The following is a 21,299-nucleotide window of genomic DNA, read 5'->3' as shown; positions in this document are numbered from 1 at the left end:
CCGGGACCCGTGCGAAAGCGCGGGTGTGGCTCGGGGGTCGCTTCGTGCTGTGCGCCTTTATTAACCCCCGGCGGTTAATAAAGGCGCACAGCGTGGACAAGGATTGGGTCCCCACCATCCACCGCGCTCGAGGATCGCTCTGACCTCGGCTGCAGTTCGGCACGAGGCTCCTTCCACTTCTTCCCAACCGAAGACCAGCGTGGCATTGCCTGACAGTTCGGATGCGTTTCCTCGCCGACGATCCCGCAGCGCAGTCGCCCGAGAAGAGTGGAAGGCGAATCCGTCGAGTCGAACGATCAGTGCGACACCGCAATTGCGGTAGTCGACGTCCTCGTAGAGAGTTCTCCCATCGACGAGGACCGGCGATTGCCGTCGTGCTTCCGGCAGACCGTGTGCTCGCTCGACTTCGATTGCATAGCGATGCTCGAGTACCGACTGGACGCCGCGATCCAAGAGGTCCAATGTCGAGGACAGCGCTTTGACATATCGCCTCGGCCGGCGGTACTCCATTCGGGTGCGTAGTTCCATCCGCGACACCTTGCAGGCCGTGGCGGAGCGGACCAGAGAACGAGCGGCGTCGCGAGCCGACGGCTCTGCAACCGCCAGGTCAATTGCGGTGTCAGCCAGCGAAGTACGAGCAGGCTGAGTGGCAACGCCGATGTGGGCCTGAGCGCGTGAACGATGAACGATCACTCCGGGATGGGCAGTGGACCACCCCAACGGAACGGGGCGCGCCGGGGAGCGTTCGGGTCTGACCGTCGGACTCTGGCAGCGCGAGGATCTGCCGTATCGGACCGTGATGTGGACCGGCAGATCCGACTCGATGTGCGTGAGTCCCCACTCTTCAGCTGCAGTCCGGTGACTCAGATAAGTCTCTCCGCCGCCGAACAGCAGTGCGGCCTCGAGAATCATTGCTCGGTTGAGTGGGCCGTTGGTGCTGGATTGAACGCCGTGGAGGACGGAAGTCCATTGACCCGATTCGACCAGATGCTGGATTCGCCGCGGCGAATAGCCGAAAGGGCGCAGCTGTTTATTGGTCGCGAGTCCGTGTTGGAAGTCGAAAATTCTTCGGAGATCAGGATCGATGTAGTCGCAGTTCATGCGAATACCGTGAGATCCCGGTCCGACAGGAATCGGTCGATGATGCCGTTCCAGAGCCCACCTGTGGAATTTGTCGGTGGCTGTGGATGGATCTGCTGTGCGCCTTTATTAACCGCCGGGGGTTAATAAAGGCGCACAGCAGAGCTAGCCGATGTAGCGAGTCAGCCGCGCCGAGAGGCGCGGCTCCAGGCCACCGTCAGACATGATGCGCTCTTCGACGTACGCGAGGTCGCCGCCTTCGACGATGCCGTACAGGCGCTTCGCGCCGCCGTACAGTGCACCGGACTGGCTGCGGATCACCACGTCGGTGGCAAGTTCCCACGACGCCTGGGTGAGCGCACGCCCGTAGTACATTTCGACGACGCCGGAGCTGTGGCTGAGCAGGAGTTCGACGACTTCCTGATTGACGCTGCCGGGGATGCCGTCGCCGCCCATGCGCCAGTAACCGCTCTCGCGCAGATCGGGGCTCACGTACTTGCCCTCGGCGTCGAGGCGCCAGGACCGGGACTCCCAATTGAGGTAGGGGCCGCCGTCGTGAGAGATGACGATCTGCTGACCGAAGGCGTAGTCGCCGGTCTCGTCGTGCCCTTCACCTTCGCCGCGCCAGACGCCGACGAGGGGGAGCAGTGCGAGGAGTTCGGGATTGATGTCCGGGCCGAGGCGCAGGTTTGCGGTGTCCTCTGGCAACGGAAGGTCCGGCAGGGTCGGGATGTTGAGTGACGCCGTCGACTTGGAGCGCTCGACGGCGATGGCGACAGCTTCGTCCCCGCTGCCGCGCCTCACGGCACCTGCAGCGGCGGAATCGTCAGCGGTCGCGTCGGACCCTGAATCCGGAGCCTGACTCACGACTCGTCGGTGACCAAGCGGTACACGACGTACACGGAGAACCAAGCGATCATGACGGATGCGAGTGCGAGGAGTACCTCGAAGAAAATGACCACGGGTACATCTTAGACCGCGGCGACCGACCGGAAAAATCGGGAGCCGGAATGCAGAAGGCCCCGCACCGGAGGGGTGCGGGGCCGCCTGAAAAAGCAGGAATTACTTGCTGACTGTCACGTCCACGTTGTGCGCGCCCGAGCCTTCGGGAGTGACGGTGGAGGTGCCGTTGCCCGAGCTGGACAGTGCACGCACGGTCCACTCGCCCGGAGCGGCGAAGAAGCGGAAATCGCCGGTTCCCGATGCCACGACCTCGGCCGTGAACTCTCCGGAGCCGTCGAGCAGGCGCACGAATGCGCCACCGATGGGCTGGCCGTCAGCTGCGAGAACACGGCCGGTGATGACCGTTTCCTTCTCGACGTCGACGCCGGCAGGCAGGGTCTGGCCCTGGGTAGGTGCTCCACACATGATCAGGCTCCCAATTCGATCGGTGCGCCGACGAGTGAGCCGTATTCGACCCAGCTGCCGTCGTAGTTCTTGACGTTGTTCTTGCCGAGGATCTCCTGCAGCACGAACCAGGTGTGGCTCGAGCGCTCGCCGATGCGGCAGTAGGCGATCGTTTCCTTGGTGTCGTCGAAGCCCTTCTCCGCGTACAGCTTGGCGAGGTCGTCGTCCGACTTGAACGTGCCGTCCTCGTTGGCGGTGGTGCTCCACGGGATGTTGATGGCTCCGGGGACGTGGCCGCGCTGCTGCGCCTGCTCCTGCGGAAGGTGCGCGGGAGCGAGGATCTTGCCGGAGAACTCGTCAGGGCTACGAACGTCGACGAGGTTCTTGCTGCCGATGGCGTCGATGACCTCGTCGCGGAATGCGCGGATCGAGAAATCGGGGGTCTCGGCCTTGTACTGCGTGGCTTCGCGGTTGACTGCGTCCTTGGAGAGCGGGCGTCCGTCGAGTTCCCACTTCTTACGGCCGCCGTCGATCAGCTTGATGTCCTGGTGGCCGTACAGCTTGAAGTACCAGTACGCGTACGCGGCGAACCAGTTGTTGTTGCCACCGTAGAGAACAACGGTGTCGTCGTTCGCAATGCCCTTGGCGGAGAGCAGGTCCGAGAACTGCTCCTGGTTCAGGAAGTCACGTCGGACGCCGTCCTGGAGGTCCTTGCGCCAGTCGAGCTTGACTGCACCCTCGATGTGGCCGCCGTCGTATGCGCTGGTGTCCTCGTCCACCTCGACAAAAACGGTCTTGGGGGTGTTGAGGTTCTGCTCAGCCCAGTCAGCGGAGACTAGGACGTCGGAGCGAGCCATGGTGTTCCTTTCGATGTGGTCTTGCGTCGGTCGATATCCAGCAGGGGTTCAGTGGGGTTGTGTGGCAAGCGCTTTCACGCGGTGGTAGCGCGGCCGGTATTTCGCAGCCTGGCGACCAGTGGGTAGATCTGGCAGCCGAGGCAGATGCCGAACGCGGCGTTGAGCAGGGCCGCGAACAGGGCGAAGCCCGTGGCGACGGTGCCGACGATCGTCGACCCGGCCAGGAAACCGACCGTGCCTGCCAATGCGAAGACGAAGCCGACGAACTGAGCGAAGCGAAGTGGCGCTACGGGTTCTCGTTCGCTGACCGGCGAGATTCGCGGGGCGACGAGCTTGCCGAAGATCTGGCCGTACGGGCTGCGCTTGGGGCCGAGTACGGCTCCGACCGCGAAGACGATGGCCTGCAGTGCGAGAAGCACAGTGGCAGCCGGCAGAGAGAAGGTCGAGAGGACGAGCGTGAGTACGAGAACGCCGGTGGTGACCCACGCGGCGAATCGAGGTCCGCGGACGTCGACCTGCTCGAGTTGGGGTGTGGTTGTGGACATCGGGAGTGCTCCTGCGCTGGATTGCATGATGCTGTGCGTGGACCGAGAAAACGGGACGCAAAAGTCCCACTCGGTGGATTGATCACGTGAGCGAAAGCTCGAAGGTCAGAGAGTTCTGACGGATGTGGTGATCAGCAACAGGTACAGCAACAGCCCCCGAGGCGGCACAGGTCTACTGCGCGGCGTCGGGTGAGCATCAGCTCGTGGCGGGTTTGCACGTCGGCGAGTTTACCCCGAATTCTCGGATTTTGGCTCGTGGGGTCCGGATAGTGGTACGAGCGCAGCTTTCAGATCGCCTGCGGACGGCACTCCGGACACCCGGAACTGTTCCTCGAGGCCACCGTCGAGGATGAAGGTGGTGGGTAGCGACAGGACGCTCATTTCGCGTGCGAGAGCCGGTTCCTTGTCGATGTCGAGTTCGATCTCGACCGGCGGACGGGGAGCGTCGGCCATCGACACCACGACCTGACCGACGACGCGGCGTACTGCCGCGCACGGTCCGCACCAGTCGGCGGAGAAATGCAGTACGACGGGCCCACCGTTCGCCGACACGACTCCAGCCGCGCGGAGCAGTTCGAGGCGACTGTCAGCGGTGCCGGTCGCGGCCGGCGAGGTGACTCGAACCTTTCCGTTGCGCGACTTGAGAAAGAGCCCGACAGCGACGACGGCGACAAGCGCGACCAGCAGAATTGTGATCCCGGTCATCGGTTCTGCAGCTCTGCGAGGTCGATCGTCGTGTTCTCGGCGCTGCCTTCGATCACGATTCTTCCGCCTTCCGCGTAGACCAGGCTCGGCTGGATTCCGTAGGGGAGTGCCTGTGGATCGATCGTGTAGCTGAACAATCCGAGGACGACGGGTTCGAGTGCTGCGGGGATCGAGAAATCGGCTTTGCCCTCCGGACCGAAGTACAGGTTGCTGGCGACGATCTTGACCTGCCCACCTTCCAGAACCAGGTTGGCCTGCACGCTCACTGCAGTCTCGATCGGGCCGACGGCAACCGTTCCGGTCAGCACGACAGCGCCCGCGGTGCTCGCACCTGTTCCACCGCTACCGCCGGTGCCATCCGACTTGTTGGCCGGAGGTGAAGATACCTGCAGGTCAGGGATGTTGAGCAGCTTTCCGAGGTCGGTGGCGTTGATTCCCATCCGGCCGTCGAGTTTGTCCACGGGGAGCTGGGTGACGTTGCCGTTCACGATGTCGGAGAAAGGAACGGTGACCCCGCGCAGATCTGCCTCGACGGTCACTTCGCCGACCACGTCGCTCTGTACGCCGGTAGCTCTGACGTAGACGTCCTTGTATTTCCCGCCGAGAGCTTGGGTGAGGAAGGGGAACCCGTTGAAGGTGACCTCCGGGTCCGCCTCGAGTGATGCGCCGGTTCGGAGCTCGCGGGAAACCCGGTACTCGGCGTACGCGGCAGCGCCGAAATCGGCCACCAGTCCGAGGCCGAGGAGGAAGACGATGCCGATGATCAGTTTGCGCACCGCACCATTGTGACCGACTCCGGTCGGGGTTCGATGCGACGGCCCCGGTACCAGGCACGCTAATGTAGTGACCGACCAAAAGCGTCGAACTACTCGAGCGTTGCCCTCGCGGGTTGCGCGGGCTACTAGATAGGAGGCCGTGTGGAACTGCTCCTCCTCACCTCCGACCCCAACCCGGAAGCTGTACTACCGGCGTTGGCGTTGCTGGCGCACTCGGTTCGGCCTGCCCCCACAGAGGTTTCCTCGCTACTCGAGGCAAGTTCCGCGGACGTGGCATTGGTGGATGCGCGCACTGATCTAGCTGCCGCACGCGGGTTGTGTCGATTGCTCGGAAGCACAGGATCCGCAGTACCTGTGGTCGCCGTCCTCACCGAAGGCGGACTCGTTGCCGTCAACGCCGACTGGGGGCTGGACGACATCCTGCTTCCCGGCACCGGTCCGGCTGAGGTGGACGCCCGATTGCGGTTGTTGGTCGCCCGCAGCGGCGGTGTGGCCAGTCCGGAAGCGTCGGGAAAGATCACGCTGGGCGAACTGGTTATCGACGAGGGGACGTACACGGCACGATTGCGTGGACGGCCCCTTGATTTGACTTACAAGGAATTCGAGCTGCTCAAGTACCTCGCGCAGCACGCCGGCCGGGTTTTCACCCGTGCGCAGCTGCTGCAGGAGGTGTGGGGCTACGACTTCTTCGGTGGCACCAGGACGGTCGACGTCCATGTGCGTCGTCTGCGGGCGAAACTCGGCACCGAATACGAGTCCTTGATCGGTACAGTCCGAAATGTCGGATACAAGGCAGTGCGGCCGACCAGGGCCAAGGGCGGCGCAGCTGCTCCCGTTCAGTTCGAGGACGACGAAGACGTCGACTACGACGCGGCCGACGGATCGGTGGTCTGAGATGGGTTGGAGCGATTCGCTGGCGGCCGGATCCGCTGAGCAGGTTTCCGCGCTGCTCGATCGCGCGACCGACTTCGACGGCAAGGCGCCGGTGTCGGAGCAGGGGCGCCATGCCGTTGCCGGGCGCGGCGCAGCACGGCATCTTCTCGAACTCGACGGCGATACGGTCGTCGGTTATGCACAGCTGCAAGCCGGTTCGGACGAGCATCCCGACATGGCCGAGTTGGTGGTCGACCCGCAGGCCCGGCGCCGCGGTATCGGAACCAGGCTTGCCGCAGCGGTATTCGACGAGGGGCGTCCGGGCACGCGAGTGTGGGCGCACGGAAACATCGACGCCGCAGTGGAATTCGCCAAGAGTCTCGATCTGGTGAGCGTTCGTGAACTCCTCCAGCTGCGTCGACCGCTCGATGCTCCGCAGCTTCCGGAAATCGTTGTGCCCGAAGGCATAACGATGCGGACGTATCGTGGGCCCGAAGACGATTCCGAGATCCTTCGCGTCAACAGCGCGGCCTTCTCCTGGCATCCCGAGCAGGGTGGCTGGACCCAGGCGGAGATCGACGAGAGAACGGCCGAAGGTTGGTTCGATCCCGCCGGTCTGTTCCTGGCGTTCGCGGACACCGATCCCGATACCCTTCTCGGCTTTCACTGGACGAAGGTGCACGCACCCGAAGGTGACGATCCGGAGCTGGGGGAGGTGTACGTCGTGGGGATCGATCCTGCTGCACAGGGACGCGGTCTCGGCCGAGTGCTGACTCTTGCGGGCATGCATTACCTGCGTGATCGCGGCCTCGGAACCGTCCTTCTGTACGTCGAAGGCGACAACACCGCAGCCCTTCACACGTACGAGCGACTCGGCTTCGATCGGTTCCATGTGGACATGGCTTACGCTCGCGCGCTCTGACGTCACAGTCGAACACGCAGAAATGTCCAGTCTGTTCATTCTCCGTTAACCATGTGTGGTCCAACCGGACACCGCGCCCGCCTACTTTTCTCTGTGGGCAGCGCCGTGTTGCCTGATGCAGATTTCAATCATTCTGCGTCTCATGTCGCCGCCCGATCGTGGGCGTGGCGGTAGCGATTTCCGGAGGATCTTGGTGAATCTCAAGCGCAGTGGTGCCCTGCTCGGTGTAGTGGCCGTGGGCGCCATGACCTTGGCCGCATGTGGCAGCGACAACAACTCGTCGTCGACGGGTGTGGACGCGTCCGCATCGAACGCAACGTGCGAAGGCAAGAGCAACCTCTCTGCCGCTGGTTCCTCGGCACAGAAGAACGCCATGGACCAGTTCGTCGCCACCTACATCTCCGTATGCCAGGAAAAGGGCAAGACGGTCAACGTCGCTTACAACCCCAGCGGTTCGGGCGACGGTCGCACCCAGTTCATCGCCGGCCAGATCGACTTCGCCGGCTCCGACTCGGCCATCAAGGACGAGCAGGCCGACAAGGCCAAGGAGCGTTGCGTCGGCGGCGAAGCCTGGAACCTTCCCCTCGTCTTCGGCCCGATCGCGGTTGCATACAACCTCGACGGCGTCGACAAGCTCGTGCTCAACGCAGAGGTTCTCGCGAAGATCTTCAACGGTGGCATCACCAAGTGGAACGATCCGGCAATCGCCGCGCTCAACTCCGGTGCTTCGCTTCCCGACGAGAAGATCACCACCGTGATCCGCTCCGATTCCTCGGGCACCACCGACAACTTCCAGAAGTACCTCGACGCGGCATCGAACGGTGCTTGGACGTCGGGCGCAGGGTCCGACTTCACCGGTGGCGTCGGTGAGGGCGCCAAGGGTTCGGCGGGCGTTGCACAGGCAGTCGCTACTGCACCGGGTTCGATCACCTATGTCGAGAAGTCGTTCGCCGATCAGAACAAGCTCTCGGTTGCCGAGATCAACACCGGCTCCGAAGCAGTCGCACTGACCAACGACTCGGCCGCCAAGTCGATCGCAGGCGCGAAGTTCAAGTCCGACGCGACCGGCGACCTGACGCTCGACCTCGCGTCGATCTTCAAGACCAACGAATCCGGCGCGTACCCGCTGGTTCTCGCGACGTACTCGATCGTCTGCTCCAAGGGCTACGACGCGGACACCTCCGCAGCAGTGAAGTCGTTCCTGACGAGCGCGGCCAACGAGGGTCAGGCCAACCTGGCCGAGCAGGGTTACGTTCCGCTGCCGGCCAACGTCCAGGATCGCCTCAACGCGTCCATCACGGCAATCAGCTGACCTAGAGACTCGTGCGGACAAGCTCATGGATCTACATTCAGACGTGAAGGAAGTGAGCGCGCATGAGTGACGCGCCCATCACCTCGACATCTCGTTCTCCCGGCCCCGCAACCAGCGGGGCCGGGGTGGGCGGTCCGAACGGCACCACGGAGGACACGATTACTTCCACCAAGGCTCCAGAAACCGAGCATCCTCCGAAGGGTGACGGTCCGGGCAGCGGCAACAGCAAGACGGTGACCCGTCCGGGTGACCGCATCTTCAGCTCGCTTGCATCCGGTTCGGCAATCTTCATCACGGTTGTCATCGCGGCGATCGGCGCGTTCCTGATCTGGCGTGCTGTTCCTGCCTTGAGCCGGAACCAGGTCAACTTCCTGACCAGCCGTGAATGGGTGACGCAGAACATCAACGCGATGGCGTTCGGTGTCCTCGATCTCTTCCAGGTCACGGTGTTGGTCTCGCTGTTCGCCCTGGTGCTCGCGATGCCGATCGCACTGGGCATCGCGATCTTCCTGACTTCGTACTCTCCCAAGTGGCTCACGCGGCCACTGTCGTACACGATCGACCTTCTCGCGGCCGTGCCGTCCATCGTCTACGGCCTGTGGGGACTGCTCGTCTTCGCCCCGGCGATCACCCCGGTCGCGGTGTGGCTCAACGACACTCTCGGCTGGTTCCCGCTCTTCGCCGACGGCAGCGGATCGATCACCGGCGGCGGCACCATCTTCACCGCAGGCATCGTCCTTGCCGTGATGATCCTTCCGGTCATCACCGCAGTGACCCGCGAGGTGTTCATCCAGACCCCGCGATCACAGATCGAAGCCGCACTCGCCCTCGGCGCCACGCGCTGGGAAGTTGTGCGCACCACGGTTATCCCGTTCGGTAAGTCCGGCTACATCAGCGGATCGATGCTCGGTCTCGGACGCGCACTCGGCGAGACGATGGCCCTGTACCTGATCCTGCGCACCACCTCTCAGGCCTTCGGCTGGTCGCTGTTCGACGGCGGCTCGACCATTGCCTCCAAGATCGCCCTCGGCTACGCGGAGTTCAACAACGACATCCAGGCAGGCGCGTACATCGCGGCCGGACTGGTGCTGTTCGTGCTGACCTTCGTCGTCAACGCGGCTGCCCGCGCAGTGATCGCCGGAAAGAAGGACTGACCCATGACCTCCACTCTGGACCGGCCGGTCAAGGCCCCCACTTTCCAAGGCGTCGGCGCCCGTCGTCGTGCCAAGGACGTCATCGCGACCATCCTGGTGAGCCTGGCAGTCGTCATCGCGCTCATCCCGTTGGTCTGGGTGCTCTTCACGGTCATCGCCAAGGGCCTGCCCGCTCTGACGTCGCCGACGTGGTTCACCAATTCGCTGAGCGGATTGACGGCATCGGCCGACGGCGGCGGTATCTATCACGCATTGATCGGCACCTTGCTGCAAGGCATCGTGTGTGCGGTCTTCTCCATCCCGCTCGGCATCTTCGTCGCGATCTACCTGGTGGAGTACGCCGACCGGAAGTCGAAGCTGGGCAAGCTCACCACGTTCATGGTGGACATCCTCAGCGGTGTTCCGTCGATCGTGGCCGCGCTGTTCATCTACGCACTGTGGATCGCGACCTTCGGCTTCCCCAAGTCCGCGTTCGCTGTATCTCTGGCTCTGGTCCTCCTGATGGTCCCGGTCGTCATTCGCTCCACCGAGGAAATGCTGCGCATCGTCCCGATGGACTTGCGAGAGGCGTCGTACGCGCTCGGTGTGCCGAAGTGGAAGACCATCTCGAAAATCGTTCTGCCGACGGCACTTCCCGGCATCATCACCGGCGTCATGCTGGCCCTGGCCCGCGTGCTCGGTGAGACCGCGCCGCTGCTGATCCTCGTCGGCTACGCACCGTTCATCAACTTCGACTTGTTCAACGGCGAAATGGGCACTCTGCCTTCCGTCATGGTCGCCGAGATGAACAACCCCACCGACGCCGGCACCAACCGCATCTGGGGCGCAGCACTGACCTTGATCCTGCTGATCGCGATCCTCAACATCGTCGCGAAGCTGATCGGTCACTTCTCGCAGGTGAGAAGCAAGTGATGCGGCCTCGGAACATGTTCGTACTCAACAGCGTCAACAACTCAGTAGGGAGCCGGTAATGGCCAAGCGTCTGGATCTCAAGGACGTCAACATCTACTACGGCAAGTTCCACGCCGTCGCCGATGTGGGCCTGTCCGTCCCGCCCCGGAGCGTCACCGCCTTCATCGGCCCGTCCGGTTGCGGCAAGTCCACCGTTCTTCGTTCACTCAACCGCATGCACGAAGTGATTCCCGGTGCGCGCGTCGAGGGTTCGGTCTTGCTCGACGGTGAGGACATCTACGGTTCGAACGTCGATCCCGTCGGTGTTCGCAAGACGATCGGCATGGTCTTCCAGCGGCCCAACCCCTTCCCGACCATGTCCATCAAGGACAACGTCGTCGCAGGCTTGAAGCTGCAGGGCGAGCGCAGCAAGAAGAAGCTCGACGAGGTGGCCGAGCGTTCGTTGCGTGGCGCCAACCTGTGGAACGAGGTCAAGGATCGCCTCGACAAGCCCGGTGGCGGCCTCTCAGGCGGTCAGCAGCAGCGTCTGTGCATCGCGCGTGCCATCGCGGTCTCGCCCGACGTTCTGCTCATGGACGAGCCGTGCTCCGCGCTCGACCCGATCTCGACTCTCGCGATCGAAGACCTGATCACCGAGTTGAAGAAGGACTTCACGATCGTCATCGTCACGCACAACATGCAGCAGGCTGCGCGTGTGAGTGACCAGACTGCATTCTTCAACCTCGAGGCAACCGGTAAGCCCGGTCAGCTCGTCGAGATCGACGACACCGAGAAGATCTTCTCCAACCCGACGCAGAAGGCCACCGAGGACTACATCTCCGGCCGCTTCGGATAGGTCCTGGGACAAACCCTGCACGATCATGTTTCACCCCCGTTTCCAACAGGAGACGGGGGTGAAACTTTTTGGTTGTGGTGATAGTTCCCACTCCGGTGCGCAGAGCTGAGCGTCGTTGGGCGCCCGAATAATTCGATGAGCAGCGCAAGTGCGCCGAGTGGGCGCTGAAGTAGCCGACGATGTGAATCTCGTGGATACTGACGACGCTTCGGACAATGCTAATCTCGGCCCGACAGCACGCTGTCGATCGATGTCGTTTCACAACCGGAAGGGCTTGTCAGTGCACCTCACCCCTTCAGATACCGAAAAGCTGCTCCTGAGCGTTGCGGGCATGGTCGCCCGCGACCGCCGCGAGCGCGGGGTACTGCTGAACTACCCCGAAGCGATGGCCCTGATCTCGTGTTGGATTCTCGAGCGCGCGCGTGACGGAATGACGGTTGCGGAACTGATGAACGCCGGTCGGCAAGTGCTCACCCGCGACGACGTGATGGAAGGGGTACCCGAGATGATTGCAAACGTCCAGGTGGAGGCCACTTTCCCGGACGGTCGCAAGCTGGTCACCGTGACGGAGCCCATTCGATGATCCCCGGTGAGGTACGCGTGTCCACCGAACCGCTCGAGTTCGGCACAGATGCGGAAAAGATCACGATGGTCGTCGTCAACGACGGCGATCGCCCCATTCAGATCGGTTCACATCTCCACCTTCCAGCGGCCAACCCGGCGCTGACCTTCGATCGCGAAGCGGCAGACGGCTTCCGGCTCGACATCCCCTCGGGAACGTCGGTTCGGTTCGAACCGGGAGTCAGCCGAACGGTGACACTGATCGCGCTCGGCGGACTCAAAAGGGTTCCGGGCCTGCAGATCGTGCCGGACGAAGACCTACCGACGCATGCGCGTGAGCCCAAGACCGTCATGCCGTTCGGCACGCCCGGTGTCGAGGTCGAAGAACCCTTGCGTGCGTCCTCGGTGAACGTTCGCGTGAGTGATGTTCCGGTCGAGGCGGATTCACCGGAAGACGCCGCGACGACAGTTGAGAGGACAGCCGAATGAGCAGGATCGATCGACGCGGTTACGCCTCCCTGTACGGCCCTACTGCAGGCGACCAGATCCGTTTGGCCGACACAGATCTGTGGATCGAGATCGAGCACGACTACACCGCGACCGGCGACGAGATGGTCTTCGGTGGCGGCAAGAGCATCCGCGAGTCGATGGGCCAGGGCCTGACCACTCGCGACCAGGGTGCTCTCGACGTCGTCATCACCAATACGGTGATTCTCGATCACTGGGGAATTGTCCGGGCAGACGTCGGAATTCGCGACGGACGCATCGTCGCGATCGGCAAGTCCGGTAACCCCGACATCATGGATGGCGTGCACCCCAAGTTGCTCATCGGGCCGAGCACCGACGTGATCGCCGGCGAGGGAAAGATCCTCACCGCGGGTGCGATCGACACTCACGTGCACTTCCTCAGTGAAATCGAGATGATGGAAGCGCTCGCGACCGGTACGACGACAGTGGCGGGCGGCGGAACGGGCCCCACGGAGGGAAGCAAGGCAACCACCGTCACGCCCGGCGCCTGGTCCCTGACGATGATGCACCGGGCCCTCGACCACATCCCGCTCAACGTTCTTCTCCTCGGCAAGGGCAGCACCGTCAGCCATGAGGCCATGCGTCAGGAAGCTCTCGCCGGCGCAGGTGGATTCAAGGTTCACGAGGACTGGGGTTCCACTCCGGCCGCGATCGACGCAGCTCTACGCGCAGCCGACGAGTTCGGCCTCCAGGTGGCGCTGCATGCCGACAGCCTCAACGAAACCGGGTACGTACAGCACACTTTGGATGCGATCGCCGGACGCGGGATCCACGTGTTCCATGCGGAAGGTGCCGGCGGCGGGCACGCTCCGGACATCATCGTGACGGCAGGTGAGCCGAACGTTCTTCCGGCATCGACCAATCCGACGTTGCCGCATACCGTCAACACGGTGGCCGAGCACCTCGACATGCTCATCGTCTGTCATGCGCTCAATCCCCGGGTTCCGGAGGATCTTGCCTTTGCCGAATCCCGGATCCGGCCGACAACGATTGCGGCGGAAGACTTTCTGCACGACATCGGAGCCATCTCCATCACCTCCTCCGACGCCCAGGCAATGGGGCGTATCGGTGAGGTGACCCTGCGGACGTGGCAGGTTGCCCACGTCATGAAGGCCCAGTACGGCAAGTTGGGCACCAGCATGCCGGCCGACAACGAGCGTGCGCGGCGCTACGTCGCCAAGTACACGATCTGCCCTGCGGTGGCGCACGGTATCGATCACGAGATCGGATCCGTCGAGGCGGGGAAGATGGCGGACCTGGTGCTGTGGGATCCTGCGTTCTTCGGTGTCCGTCCTTCTGCCGTGATCAAGGGCGGGGCGATAGTTGCTGCGCCGCTGGGTGATCCGAACGCTGCAATCCCGACCCCGCAGCCGGTGTTCGTACGTCCGGCCATCGCGGCAACTCCGGGATCGGCGCCGCACCTGTCCACGACGTTCGTCTCTCCGATGGCCATCGAGGACGGTCTGGCCGATCGTCTCGGTCTCACGCGCACCCTCACCGGTGTTCGTCCGACGAGGCACCTCACCAAGGCGGATATGCCGAACAACACGGCACTGCCGTCCATCGACGTCGATCCGGAGACGTTTGCCATCAAGGTCAACGGCGACCTGATCGCGCCCAACCCCGTTGACGTAGTGCCGATGGCTCAGCGCTACATGCTGTTCTGAAACCATGTCAATCGAGATGGCGTCTGCCGACATAGCGTCGATGCTCTTGGCGGACGGGCGTCTGCCTACCGGCGGTCACGCGCACTCGTCGGGGTTGGAACCGGCACTGGCGGGCGGACTCCTGCAGAGTCAGGTCCCTGACTTCATTCGTGGTCGACTCGAAACAGTGGGACTGGTCGAAGCCGCTGCAACGGTAATCACGCGACGCTGGGCCGTAAGTGAGGGTAGTGCAGGCGAACTCGAGGACATCTCGAGGGAACTGCTCGCTCGGACTCCCAGCGCACCGCTGCGTGAGGCGTCGATTCAGCTCGGACGTGGGCTGGCAAGACTGGCGTCGCGATTGTGGCCGCAGCACCCCGCGGTGCAGATGCTCATGGCGCTGCCCGGGCATCCGATGCGGCCGCTCGCGTTGGGCGTCTTCACGGCGATCTCCGGGATGGACGACCTACAGGCAGCCAGATCCTGTTTGTACGACGACGCTCAAACGGTGGCGTCGGCGGCATTGAAGCTACTGCCGGTGGATCCGGCAGAACCGGTCGAATGGCTGCTCCGAGCAGCCTCGACCATCGAAACCGTCGCCAAGGCTGCCGTGGCAGTCGAAGGCGTCACAGATATACCCGCAACAACAGGACCGTTGGTCGAACAATGGTCACTCGAACACCACGCTCGATCCAGGAGGATTTTCCGTGCTTGACAACCTGAACAACACCACCACTGCTGCAAGAGGTTTGAGGCTCGGCGTTGCCGGCCCCGTCGGCACCGGCAAAAGCACTCTCATCGCCACCATCTGCCGCGAACTCGCGTCGGAGTACGAGATCGCGGTGGTCACCAACGACATCTACACCGACGAGGACGCGCGACTGTTGCGCGCGGCCAACGTTCTTCCGATCGAGCGCATCGTCGCAGTCGAGACCGGAGCGTGCCCGCACACGGCCATCCGTGACGACGTGACACCGAACCTCATTGCGGTCGAAGACCTCGAGCGTCAGTTCCATCCCCTCGACATGGTGATCGTGGAAAGCGGCGGTGACAACCTGACCGCCACGTTCAGCCCGGCACTGGTCGACGCCCAGATCTTCTGCATCGACGTCGCCGGCGGCGGAGACGTCGCACGTAAGGGTGGTCCGGGAATCGAGCGGGCAGATCTGTTGGTGGTCAACAAGATCGACCTGGCCCCGTACGTCGACGTCGACGCAGTCCAGATGGTTGCCGATGCCACGGCCGCGCGAGACGGACTTCCCGTTCTCGCGCTCAGCCAGAAGGATCACGCCACGATCGACCAGCTCAGTGCCTGGCTTCGCCAGGTCATCGCGTCTCATCGCGCAGGTAGTCACACTCCGCAGGATCCGGGACCGATGGCACCGCACTTCCATGCCGACGAAGAAGACCACGGACACGGTCACGGGCACAGCCACTCTCACGCTCACTGATGCGCACTGGAGCTACGCGGGTCGTCGTCGAGAGAGTGGGTGATACCGCTGTTGCGCGAGAGCTGATCTCGGGCGACTTCCTGGCCCCGCGATTCGTCGACGCTCGCGGGCTCACCGTACGAATTGCCTTGGTAGGGCACAGCGCAACGCTGCTGGCCGGTGACGACCTGCGTATCGAGTTCGTGGTCGCGCCGGGTACGTGTCTCGAGGTGATCGAGCCGTCAGGGACCGTCGCGTACAACGCACGCGGCGGCCGGGCGGCGTGGTCGGCCTCGGCGAGCGTCGGCGCCGGTGCGGCGCTGATCTGGCGAGCGGCACCGTTTGTGGTCGCCGGTGGCGCGGATGTGACCAGGCGCGTGGATATTTCACTGGAATCCGATGCGGTGGCGCTGCTCGACGAGATGATCGTGTTCGGGCGGACCGGCGAAACCGGCGGTGCGCTTCGCTCGGATCAACGCATCACCGTCGACGGGAAAGCGCTCCTCGTGGAAACTCTCGACCTGCGTAGCGCTCCGGACCGTTCGTTGCCGGGAATACTGGGTGGTCGTCGTGTGCTGGGCACGACCATGCTGTTGGGGATGAAGATTTCCGACGACGTCGAGGGACATGTGACGCCGCTGGCGGGGCCGGGGATGCTTGCGCGGGCCGTGGCCGATCACGCACATGAGGCGAGCGCAGCATTGGATCCGATCTGGTCGCAGTGGCGGGCGCATGTGTCGGAGAGGTACACCGACTGATCTCCCAGAGCGTCACACTTCGGGCGGCTGCGTCGTCCACTATGTGACCAGGCCGAAGAGAGCCGGGCGCACAGGTTTGACGGAGGCATCATGCGAATTGTTGTTCTGGGCGGAACCGGCCAGATGGGAAAGCTGGTCGTAGAGCAGGCGAAGGCATCGAGCCATGACGTCGTCGCCGCCGCTCGATCGACGGGAGTCGACATCTCCACGGGTGCGGGGTTGGACGAAGCATTTGTCGGTGCCGACGTTGTCATCGACGTGAGTGATCACGTCACCAACAGCGCCAAGAAGGCGATCGAGTTCTTCGAGACGGCAGCGAAGAACATCGCCGCGGCCGAAGCCAGAGCGGGCGTTAAGCATCACGTGCTGCTCTCGATCGTGAACTGCGACGATCCGCAGTTGACGTCCTTCGGGTACTACCAGGGAAAGGCCGCGCAGGAACGCGCGGTGGAAGCGTCGGGCATTCCCTTCACGATTCTGCGATCCACTCAGTGGTTCGAGTTCGGCGAGAAGACCATCGCGCTCTTCGGACTGGGGCCGGTCGCGATGGTTCCCCGGATGCGCTCCCAACCGATAGCGGCGAAGACCGTCGCCGAGGCTCTGGTGACGTGCGCTCAGAACGGTCCGACCGGGAGGGTTCCAGATCTCGCCGGGCCTGAGGTCCTCGAGATCCCGGCCATGACGCGTGAGATTTTGAAATACCGTGGCCGACGCACGTGGCTGATCCCGATCTCGATGCCGGGAGCGGGTAAGGCGATGAAGGGTGGGGCGCTACTGCCCGGGCCTGGATCGACAACTGCAGGACCCACGTTGAAGACCTGGTTGCACGAGAACTGAATAGGTAAGGCGGCCGCGCAAGTGCGCGGCCGCCTTTTACTCACGTGGACGGTTGGGTTCAGAGATCCGGGTACGAGGTGAGGTTGTCGACCTTCTCAGTGGTTTCCGGCTCTTCGGGCAGCTTGCCGGTCACCAGGAAGATGACGCGTCGGCCGACCTCGACGGCGTGGTCGGCGAATCGCTCGTAGAAACGGCCGAGCAGCGTGACGTCGACTGCAGCGGCAACGCCGTGCTTCCACTCACGGTCCATGAGGACGGTGAACAGGTGGCGGTGGAGGTCGTCCATCGCTTCGTCTTCTTCGCGCAGGCGGGCAGCGCGCTCGGGGTCGCGGGTCTCGAGTACGACCTTGGCGGCCGCACCGATGGAGACAGCGATGCGTCCCATCTCCGCGAAGTAGCCGTTGACCTCTTCGGGAAGCACGTGGTTGGGATGTCGGCGGCGCGCGATCTTGGCGACGTGCAGGGCGAGCGCACCCATGCGGTCGATGTCGGCGACGATCTGGATTCCGCTGACCACCGAGCGCAGATCTCCGGCAACGGGAGCCTGCAAGGCGAGCAACGCAAACGCGCGCTCCTCGCAAATGGTGCTGAGTTCGGTGATCTTGTCGTGTTCGCCGATTACTTGTTCTGCCAGGGACAGGTCTGCCTGGAGCAGGGACTGGGTGGCGCGCTCCATAGCGGCACCTGCCAGTCCTGCCATCTCGCCGAGCGTGTCTGCAAGCTCGGTCATCTGTTCGTTGTAAGCCACGCGCATGAGGTCAGAGCCTACGTGCCGTGAAAGACCAAGTCACAAGCACCAGGTGAACGCAAGGTGAATGAACGTGTGTCAGTCGCAGGTGGTGTCGCCGGCATTGACGCTCGCGATGTCGGCGGGCAGTGCCGTCGAGGTGCTGGTGTCGACCGACGTCGGATTTGCCGCCAGGATGGTCCCCGGGTCCGCGGGGGCGACGACGGTGCCGGAGAAATTGCTTCCGACGACGACCTCGATCATGTCTCCCATACTCGGCGCGAGCACGAGAACCGCGCCGGGAATCGACGACGCGACAGTGACGGCTTCAGCCTCGTAACCTGCGGCGTAGCGCACGACGGTGGTGGACGCTTGAGCATTCGCCAGGCCGGTGGCCGCGCTGAAGTTACCGACCGTGGAGATCTGGAATCCGTAAGCAGCGAGGCTGTCGGCGATCGTCGCGGCCTGCCCGGCAATTCCCGACGCGTTGGAGACGTCGACCGAGATGTTGTACGCGCTCATCGCTTCGACGGAAGTGGCGGGGGGCGGCGTGCTGGACGTAGGAGCCGTCGTCGTGGAACTGGTCGACGACGGTGTGGTGTCCTCGCGCTCTTCGCCCGGAAGCGGATCGTCGTCGATGATCGCCTGGAAGAGCGACTTGATCTCGTCGGTGCGAGGAATCTCGTTGCCCCAGTCGTTGGTGCCGTCCGTGGGGACCGTCAAGAACGTGACCGCACCCGCGTCGACGTTCTGCAGCGAACGGCCGAGGGTGACCAGCGACTTCGTGTCGATGTTCTCGACGAACGTGTCGCTGGTGAAGGCGTTGATGAATCCGTTGAGCTTGCCCGGATTCAGGAGGACCTGGTTGGACAGGGCCGAGCGGAGCAGTGCCGACAGGAATTTCTGCTGACGGGTGATGCGTCCGTAGTCGCCGTTGCCCTCGGCTTCGACGTGGCGCGCACGCACATAGTTGAGGGCAGTGCGGCCGTCGAGCATCTGCGTCCCGCCGGACGCGAGGACGGTTCCGAGGATGCCGTCTTCGATCGGTCCGGGGGAGCAGACGTTCACGCCACCGACGGTGTCGACCATGCGCTCGAAACCGGCGAAGTCCATTCCGACGAAGTGCCCGATTTTCAGGCCGGACATCTTCTGGATGACCTTGACCAGGCACTTGGGGCCACCGAGTGCGTACGTCGCATTGAGCTTGTCGCCGCTGGCGGCCGGGAAGGTTTCGCTGGTGTACTTGCCGGCGTCGTTGTCCCAGCCCTGGCAGATCGGACGTTCGACGTCGAGGTCACGCGGGAAGGAGACGGCGACGACGCGGCTTCTGTCAGCAGGAATGTTCACCAGCATGACCGTGTCGGCTCGGGCGCCTTCGGCGTCTTCGACGGTTCCGGCGCCGATCTCACCGCTCGCACCGGCTCGGGTATCGGTGCCGATGATCAGGTAGGTCTCGTCGCCGAGCTGGCCGCCGGCGTCGATGATGTCGTCGGACTCGGTGTCGAGTGCCGCAATCTGATCGAATCCGCCTTCGACCGACCGCAGATAACCCCAGACGACGCCGGTCAATGCGAGAGACATGACGGCCAGGAACGCTACTGCCGATCGGCCGATCACTTTTGCGCGATGGCGGCGGCGAATCTTGCTTTGCGCCAGGCGCGTGGCGCCGGTGTCACCGACTACACGCGGCACTGCGGAGGTGACGGGATGTTCTTCGGTGATCCAGTCCGCCGCGGCAGGCGGGACGGTCGGACGCGCGGGAATCGGTCGGGCAGGGGGCGGCGCCGACGCTGCTGAAGATTGGGTCTCGGGTGGTACGGATTTGGTCGGCGCCGGCTTGGGCGGCGCAGCCGGGGCGGGTGGTGGTTTTTTGTCGCCTACCCGACGGACCAACTCGGCGACCGACACGGAGTCGTCGGTCGGAGGCGAATCCCGTCGCCCGGTACGTCCACTGCTACGGCGCTCGGGGGGACTCGGTGGTTGCGGCGCTGGTCGCTGGGGTGTTGACGGGCGGGGTGTTGAAGGGCGCTGGGGTGTTGCCGGGCGCTGGGGAGCGGCCGGTTGGTCCGGGCGGGCGTTACGGAAGCGCTTGTCCGCGAGCGGACGTTCCCAGGGGGCGCGGCTCTCGGGCGGAGGTGGGCCCGAATCGTGATCATCACCCACCGATGCAACCTGTCCCGTCGTCGACTGTCAGTAACTCGTCATTCAAGTGCCGGCGTCAACCGGTTGTCGACGAAGCTGGAGCCATATTACTGGTGAATCCTGAGTGCTTCACTCAGAAAGTGATGAGAGTAATCCGACGGCGTGTTCTCGCTAGCCGCCGGAGTGCATCATGTCAGCTCCCACCGGTACAAGGTCGTCCTCGGGATCGTCGAGCCAACCCTCCGGTAGTGCTACCTGACCGGGCGAGCCTTGGCGACCCCGCGGGCCTTCGGCGTCCTTGGGGAACGGGACGTTGTGATCGAGCTGTCCGAGCAGGTCGTCCAGTTCGGACAACGTGCTGACCAACGCCATCGAGACCCGCAGATCCGATCCGACCGGGAACCCACGCATGTACCAGGAGACGTGCTTGCGAAGTTCGCGCAAGCCCTTCATCTCGCCGTGGTGTGCGGCGAGCAGCTGGGCGTGACGAGCGATGATCTTGGTGACTTCGCCGAGCGTCGGCGGCGTGGCGATCTGTTGTCCGTTGAGAGCTGCGCTGAGTTCCGCGAACAGCCATGGTCGTCCGAGGCAGCCACGTCCGACGACGACGCCGTCGCAGCCGGTCTCGTTCATCATCCGTGCAGCATCCGACGCGTCGAAGATGTCACCGTTGCCGAGGATCGGAACGTCGGTGACGTGTTCCTTGAGGCGCGTGATCTCGTTCCAGTCAGCGGTACCGGAGTAGCGCTGCGACGCGGTACGTGCGTGGAGTGCGACGGCGGCAGCGCCTTCGGCTGCGGCGATCCGGCCGGCGTCGAGGTGCGTGTGATGTTCGGGGTCGATACCGACACGCATCTTGACGGTGACCGGAATGTCGGTGCCCTCGGTTGCGCGCACTGCTGCTGCGACGATCTGTCCGAACAGTCGACGCTTGTACGGCAGCGCCGAGCCACCGCCCTTGCGGGTCACCTTCGGGACGGGGCAGCCGAAGTTCATGTCGATGTGATCTGCCATGTTCTCGTCGACGATCATCTTGGCCGCGGCGTAGGTCGTATCCGGGTCGACGGTGTACAGCTGCAGGGACCTGGGTGTTTCGGTCGGGCCGAACGTGGTCATGTGCATCGTGGCCGGTTGGCGTTCGACGAGCGCACGTGCGGTGACCATCTCGCAGACGTAGAGCCCGGACGTGCTGCCTGCACGTTCGAGTTCGAGTTCACGGCACAGCGTGCGGAAGGCGACGTTGGTGACGCCCGCCATGGGTGCGAGGACCACGGGGCTGTGCAGCTCGAGTGAACCGATGCGAAGGGATGACATGACTACCTCTGAACAAATACTTGTGACAATTGGAAGTG

The 21,299-nt window shown here is 63.7% G+C and carries 24 protein-coding genes; 13 read left to right on the top strand and 11 right to left on the bottom strand.

The window, feature by feature from the left end; genetic code table 11:
* Positions 1 to 60 precede the first annotated feature (60 nt).
* The 8 genes from ABWI03_RS00430 to ABWI03_RS00395 form a co-directional block, all read right to left on the bottom strand.
* On the bottom strand, positions 61 to 1,101 hold the full coding sequence (locus tag ABWI03_RS00430) for a type IV toxin-antitoxin system AbiEi family antitoxin domain-containing protein (protein ID WP_214883481.1): 1,041 nt from the start codon (positions 1,099 to 1,101) through the stop codon (positions 61 to 63).
* 144 nt (positions 1,102 to 1,245) lie between these two features.
* The gene (locus ABWI03_RS00425) at positions 1,246 to 1,884 is read right to left on the bottom strand and encodes a heme-binding beta-barrel domain-containing protein (protein WP_037128815.1); all 639 of its coding nucleotides are present in this window, start codon (positions 1,882 to 1,884) and stop codon (positions 1,246 to 1,248) included.
* Between the two features lie 258 nt (positions 1,885 to 2,142).
* Positions 2,143 to 2,448, bottom strand: a complete 306-nt coding sequence (locus ABWI03_RS00420) for a DUF1416 domain-containing protein (protein ID WP_353798704.1) — start codon at positions 2,446 to 2,448, stop codon at positions 2,143 to 2,145.
* A 2-nt stretch (positions 2,449 to 2,450) separates the two neighbouring features.
* A complete protein-coding gene (locus ABWI03_RS00415) occupies positions 2,451 to 3,284 on the bottom strand; it encodes a sulfurtransferase (RefSeq protein ID WP_003939859.1) in 834 nt (277 codons plus the stop codon).
* A 74-nt stretch (positions 3,285 to 3,358) separates the two neighbouring features.
* The gene (locus ABWI03_RS00410; RefSeq protein ID WP_095968874.1) at positions 3,359 to 3,829 is read right to left on the bottom strand and encodes a DUF4395 domain-containing protein; all 471 of its coding nucleotides are present in this window, start codon (positions 3,827 to 3,829) and stop codon (positions 3,359 to 3,361) included.
* Positions 3,830 to 3,960: 131 nt separating this feature from the next.
* Positions 3,961 to 4,047 (bottom strand): putative leader peptide, encoded by an 87-nt coding sequence (locus tag ABWI03_RS00405; protein ID WP_350318872.1) that lies wholly within the window; start codon positions 4,045 to 4,047, stop codon positions 3,961 to 3,963.
* A 10-nt stretch (positions 4,048 to 4,057) separates the two neighbouring features.
* Positions 4,058 to 4,534, bottom strand: a complete 477-nt coding sequence (locus ABWI03_RS00400) for a thioredoxin family protein (RefSeq protein ID WP_095968678.1) — start codon at positions 4,532 to 4,534, stop codon at positions 4,058 to 4,060.
* Positions 4,531 to 5,310 carry an LmeA family phospholipid-binding protein gene (locus tag ABWI03_RS00395; RefSeq protein WP_095968679.1) on the bottom strand — a complete coding sequence of 260 codons (780 nt, stop codon included), beginning with the start codon at positions 5,308 to 5,310 and terminating at the stop codon, positions 4,531 to 4,533. Before ABWI03_RS00395 ends, ABWI03_RS00400 begins: the two co-directional genes overlap by 4 nt.
* A 141-nt stretch (positions 5,311 to 5,451) precedes the next feature.
* Between ABWI03_RS00395 and ABWI03_RS00390 the strand changes: the two genes are divergently transcribed.
* The 13 genes from ABWI03_RS00390 (at position 5,452) to ABWI03_RS00330 (ending at position 17,078) form a co-directional block, all read left to right on the top strand.
* On the top strand, positions 5,452 to 6,204 hold the full coding sequence (locus ABWI03_RS00390; protein ID WP_003939728.1) for a winged helix-turn-helix transcriptional regulator: 753 nt from the start codon (positions 5,452 to 5,454) through the stop codon (positions 6,202 to 6,204).
* Position 6,205: 1 nt separating this feature from the next.
* Positions 6,206 to 7,105 carry a mycothiol synthase gene (gene mshD, locus ABWI03_RS00385; RefSeq protein ID WP_298777258.1) on the top strand — a complete coding sequence of 300 codons (900 nt, stop codon included), beginning with the start codon at positions 6,206 to 6,208 and terminating at the stop codon, positions 7,103 to 7,105.
* Between the two features lie 193 nt (positions 7,106 to 7,298).
* The gene (pstS, locus tag ABWI03_RS00380; RefSeq protein WP_095968875.1) at positions 7,299 to 8,417 is read left to right on the top strand and encodes a phosphate ABC transporter substrate-binding protein PstS; all 1,119 of its coding nucleotides are present in this window, start codon (positions 7,299 to 7,301) and stop codon (positions 8,415 to 8,417) included.
* Between the two features lie 62 nt (positions 8,418 to 8,479).
* Positions 8,480 to 9,571 carry a phosphate ABC transporter permease subunit PstC gene (gene pstC / locus ABWI03_RS00375; RefSeq protein WP_007733846.1) on the top strand — a complete coding sequence of 364 codons (1,092 nt, stop codon included), beginning with the start codon at positions 8,480 to 8,482 and terminating at the stop codon, positions 9,569 to 9,571.
* 3 nt (positions 9,572 to 9,574) lie between these two features.
* Positions 9,575 to 10,483 carry a phosphate ABC transporter permease PstA gene (gene pstA, locus ABWI03_RS00370; RefSeq protein ID WP_003940100.1) on the top strand — a complete coding sequence of 303 codons (909 nt, stop codon included), beginning with the start codon at positions 9,575 to 9,577 and terminating at the stop codon, positions 10,481 to 10,483.
* A 58-nt stretch (positions 10,484 to 10,541) separates the two neighbouring features.
* Positions 10,542 to 11,318, top strand: coding sequence for a phosphate ABC transporter ATP-binding protein PstB (gene pstB / locus ABWI03_RS00365; RefSeq protein WP_003939968.1), 777 nt, complete (start codon positions 10,542 to 10,544; stop codon positions 11,316 to 11,318).
* A gap of 280 nt (positions 11,319 to 11,598) precedes the next feature.
* Positions 11,599 to 11,901 (top strand): urease subunit gamma, encoded by a 303-nt coding sequence (ureA, locus tag ABWI03_RS00360; RefSeq protein WP_003939800.1) that lies wholly within the window; start codon positions 11,599 to 11,601, stop codon positions 11,899 to 11,901.
* Positions 11,898 to 12,368: an urease subunit beta gene (ureB, locus tag ABWI03_RS00355; protein WP_095968681.1), complete on the top strand. Its 471-nt coding sequence runs from the start codon at positions 11,898 to 11,900 to the stop codon at positions 12,366 to 12,368. The genes ureA and ureB overlap by 4 nt, the downstream gene beginning before the upstream one ends.
* Complete coding sequence (locus ABWI03_RS00350; protein ID WP_030535249.1) at positions 12,365 to 14,074, top strand: urease subunit alpha; 1,710 nt, start codon at positions 12,365 to 12,367, stop codon at positions 14,072 to 14,074. The genes ureB and ABWI03_RS00350 overlap by 4 nt, the downstream gene beginning before the upstream one ends.
* Before the next feature lie 4 nt (positions 14,075 to 14,078).
* Entirely contained in the window at positions 14,079 to 14,768 is a 690-nt protein-coding gene (locus tag ABWI03_RS00345) for an urease accessory protein UreF (RefSeq protein ID WP_095968682.1), read from the top strand.
* Positions 14,761 to 15,504, top strand: a complete 744-nt coding sequence (gene ureG / locus ABWI03_RS00340; protein ID WP_095968683.1) for an urease accessory protein UreG — start codon at positions 14,761 to 14,763, stop codon at positions 15,502 to 15,504. The genes ABWI03_RS00345 and ureG overlap by 8 nt, the downstream gene beginning before the upstream one ends.
* The gene (locus ABWI03_RS00335) at positions 15,504 to 16,241 is read left to right on the top strand and encodes an urease accessory protein UreD (protein WP_298777260.1); all 738 of its coding nucleotides are present in this window, start codon (positions 15,504 to 15,506) and stop codon (positions 16,239 to 16,241) included. The genes ureG and ABWI03_RS00335 overlap by 1 nt, the downstream gene beginning before the upstream one ends.
* A 90-nt stretch (positions 16,242 to 16,331) precedes the next feature.
* On the top strand, positions 16,332 to 17,078 hold the full coding sequence (locus ABWI03_RS00330) for an SDR family oxidoreductase (RefSeq protein ID WP_298777261.1): 747 nt from the start codon (positions 16,332 to 16,334) through the stop codon (positions 17,076 to 17,078).
* Positions 17,079 to 17,136: 58 nt separating this feature from the next.
* Here ABWI03_RS00330 and phoU read toward each other — a convergent pair whose 3' ends face one another.
* From phoU to dusB, 3 genes are all read right to left on the bottom strand, one after another.
* Complete coding sequence (gene phoU, locus ABWI03_RS00325; RefSeq protein ID WP_003940130.1) at positions 17,137 to 17,832, bottom strand: phosphate signaling complex protein PhoU; 696 nt, start codon at positions 17,830 to 17,832, stop codon at positions 17,137 to 17,139.
* 72 nt (positions 17,833 to 17,904) lie between these two features.
* Positions 17,905 to 19,497, bottom strand: a complete 1,593-nt coding sequence (locus tag ABWI03_RS00320; protein ID WP_435054179.1) for an LCP family protein — start codon at positions 19,495 to 19,497, stop codon at positions 17,905 to 17,907.
* 621 nt (positions 19,498 to 20,118) lie between these two features.
* The gene (dusB, locus tag ABWI03_RS00315) at positions 20,119 to 21,261 is read right to left on the bottom strand and encodes a tRNA dihydrouridine synthase DusB (protein WP_095968686.1); all 1,143 of its coding nucleotides are present in this window, start codon (positions 21,259 to 21,261) and stop codon (positions 20,119 to 20,121) included.
* Positions 21,262 to 21,299: the final 38 nt, after the last annotated feature.

The organism is Rhodococcus baikonurensis (assembly GCF_040489275.1).
GTDB classification, from domain to species: Bacteria; Actinomycetota; Actinomycetes; order Mycobacteriales; family Mycobacteriaceae; genus Rhodococcus_F; species Rhodococcus_F baikonurensis.
Note: the sequence above shows the minus strand (reverse complement) of the source record. Positions and strands in the feature narration are given on the sequence as shown.